Consider the following 2,606-nt stretch of genomic DNA (forward strand, 5'->3'; position numbering starts at 1 on the left):
AACTACGACATGGAAATTGATTATTTACATGCTGTGATGAAGCGGGAAGGCGAAGAGGGCTATCTGCCGTGTCGCGATAAGATTATTGCGCTGTTTCTAGATGGATTGATTATTAAAAATCGTGGTCGTCAAGAAGGGCAAATGCCTCAAGAGCTGGGGCCAAAAGAGCGATTAAGTAATAATGAAGTACTGCGCAAAATCCGTATTGCGATGAGTTATAAAGATGACGATATGATAGCGGTGCTTAAATTAGCAGACTTTAGAATGAGTAAAGGTGAGCTGTCGGCGTTTTTTAGAAAGCCAGACCATCGCAACTTTAAACCTGCTGGCGATCAAGTGGTTCGCAATTTGTTGCAAGGTATGGTGAAAAAATATCGACCGGAGTCCACGCGACAAACTTCGCCTAAAAAATCAGATAGCTCAAGTACTTCTGGTACTAAGCCAAGCTCATTTAATAAAGGCGCTAGCAGACAAAAAGAAGCGGCTGGCAAAAACACCAATACTAAAGTGTCGCCAGTGAAAAAAAGTGATGCAGGTTCGGTTTGGGGAAAGCTCCCTAAAAAATAAAAGCGCTGTAAAAATAGGCGTTGAATAAAACGCATCTGAGGTAAAGCGCGTAAGAGGATAGACTAAGTGCTGTTGTGAAAAGAAAATTACCCCTCACTTCTATGCACTCGTTTTTAGGCAAAGCAAGATTGCCTTGCCTTAATTATCTATATCGCTAAGGACGACTATTATGAGCCGACATTTCGATAAGGCCGAAGGCCTGTATGAAGAGAAAGATGCCGCCACACAAGGCTTTGTGTTCAACCAAACTATGCTGCGCATTGCCGATCCCAAGCGCTCGCTAGACTTTTACACGCGAGTGATGGGGATGACGCTCATTAAACGTCTAGACTTTGAAGAAATGAAGTTTAGTCTTTATTTTTTGGCTGCGGGTGATGATTTCTCTGATATTTCTGACGATGTAGATGAACGTACTCAGCAAACTTTTGGTCGCCCGGCCATGTTGGAGTTAACCCATAATTGGGGCGATACGCCAGAAACCGTTAGCTATCACAACGGTAATGCCGAGCCTAAGGGCTTTGGCCACATTGGTTTTCATGTACCTGATGCTGAAGCCGCGTGCGCAAGATTTGCATCGCTAGACGTTCCTTTTCAGAAAGGCCTCAACGATGGCTCTATGAAAGGCATCGCATTCATTAAAGACCCTGATGGTTACTGGATAGAAATTTTTAATGCTTCTAATGTATCCGCAACCTGCGCACCGCATTTGAAGAAATAGGCGAGGCACGCACTAAGGTATCATTTTCTAGTTGTGTCAAAAGCCGTCAGTGATATCAGCAGTCACAACGTTTACAAAGAAGGGTAGCTTAACTGAATAAGCTACCCTTTTTTATTTAATGACCTTATGGCTCTCTAAATTATCGGGTTTTGTTTCTCAAGCAAACCCATTCATTATTTCGCCTCTAACGTTAACTCCACACCGCTAAATTCGGTATGTAGGTCGTGCTGAGTATTAAGCAAGAATAAGCGATTCGCTTCAACTTCAGCTTCATTTGCCAAATAACCTTTCACCGCTTTACTGCGCGCGTCAGCCAGAAGGATTAAGTCACTTTCAGGGATATCAATGTTGTTACGTAGTTTGTTGTATCGGGCAATGCTTAATGCTCGGTTTACACTTTCTTCGTTAATGACTTCCTTATTGTTATCAGCACTCTTTTGGCTCTGTTCATTGTCTGAATTTGCGAGTTCAGGGTAAAGCTGCGCCACCATGTTGTCATATTCTTGATTAAGGTCAGGTGTAAACACCTCAACATAGTAGGATAAAAGCGCATCGGCTAACGGGCCTTCCAGTGGGATACTACTGCCACTTATTGAGTCGCGCTGTACTCTGCCAAGGGTGTTGGAACTTTCATTTTCACCGCCAGCAAGAGATTTTTCGTTAGTACTAACGTTGCCGGTAGTTGCAGGTGAATCAGCATAGCCGCTTCTTGTTAAAAGTGTAGTGTTCAACTGACGTTGCGCTAGGGCACTTGCATCAGACATGGCGTTGACAGTACCTTCGATATTAACCCTAAGTCCTGGACGTTTTTTAAGGGCTTTGGCAAGGGTATTCAGTTTTTCTTGAGCGTCCGCACTGAGCGAATGCTCTCCAAACCCGAACTCAACGTTGTCGAGTTCGTCGTCACTGCCAACCAGGTTCGCAAGTAGCGAAAAGGGTGCAGTAACTGCTTTGGTAATAATGTTACCAATGGCATTGAGGATAATAGAGCCAAAGCTAAAATCTGGGCTGTCGATATCGCCAGACACATCCAAACCCAAATCGATAACCCCGTTTCTGTCTTCTAGCAACGCAATGGCAAGCCCAAGCGGTAAGCTTAATGCCTGATCAGAGTTCGACTTCTTGCCCAACGTTAATTGATCAATAACAACATGATTTTTACCTTCCAGCGCCTTACCGTTTAGTTTGTATTGCACAGCCAAAGACAGCAAGCCTTTGTCAATGAAGTAGCCCATGTAGGTGCCTGAGTAGGGGTTAACGGAAGTCAGTTCGGCGCCTTTGACTGAAAAATCCAAATCAAGGTCTATATCATCTTTTAATG

At 43.9% G+C, this 2,606-nt stretch carries 3 protein-coding genes; 2 read left to right on the top strand and 1 reads right to left on the bottom strand.

Features of this window, described 5'->3' with window-relative positions; translation table 11 throughout:
• Both QVA83_RS18185 and gloA read left to right on the top strand, forming a co-directional pair.
• Positions 1–567, top strand: a 567-nt coding sequence (locus tag QVA83_RS18185) for a YehS family protein (RefSeq protein ID WP_287498785.1), incomplete at its 5' end; no start/stop codon positions are given.
• Between the two features lie 169 nt (positions 568–736).
• Positions 737–1,285 (top strand): lactoylglutathione lyase, encoded by a 549-nt coding sequence (gloA, locus tag QVA83_RS18190; RefSeq protein ID WP_272972431.1) that lies wholly within the window; start codon positions 737–739, stop codon positions 1,283–1,285.
• Positions 1,286–1,458: 173 nt separating this feature from the next.
• Here gloA and QVA83_RS18195 read toward each other — a convergent pair.
• The coding region (locus QVA83_RS18195; RefSeq protein ID WP_287498786.1) for a DUF748 domain-containing protein at positions 1,459–2,606 on the bottom strand (1,148 nt) is incomplete at its 5' end.

Source organism: Alteromonas sp. AO-Serp (assembly GCF_017849675.1).
In the GTDB taxonomy this organism is placed as follows: Bacteria; Pseudomonadota; Gammaproteobacteria; order Enterobacterales; family Alteromonadaceae; genus Alteromonas; species Alteromonas macleodii.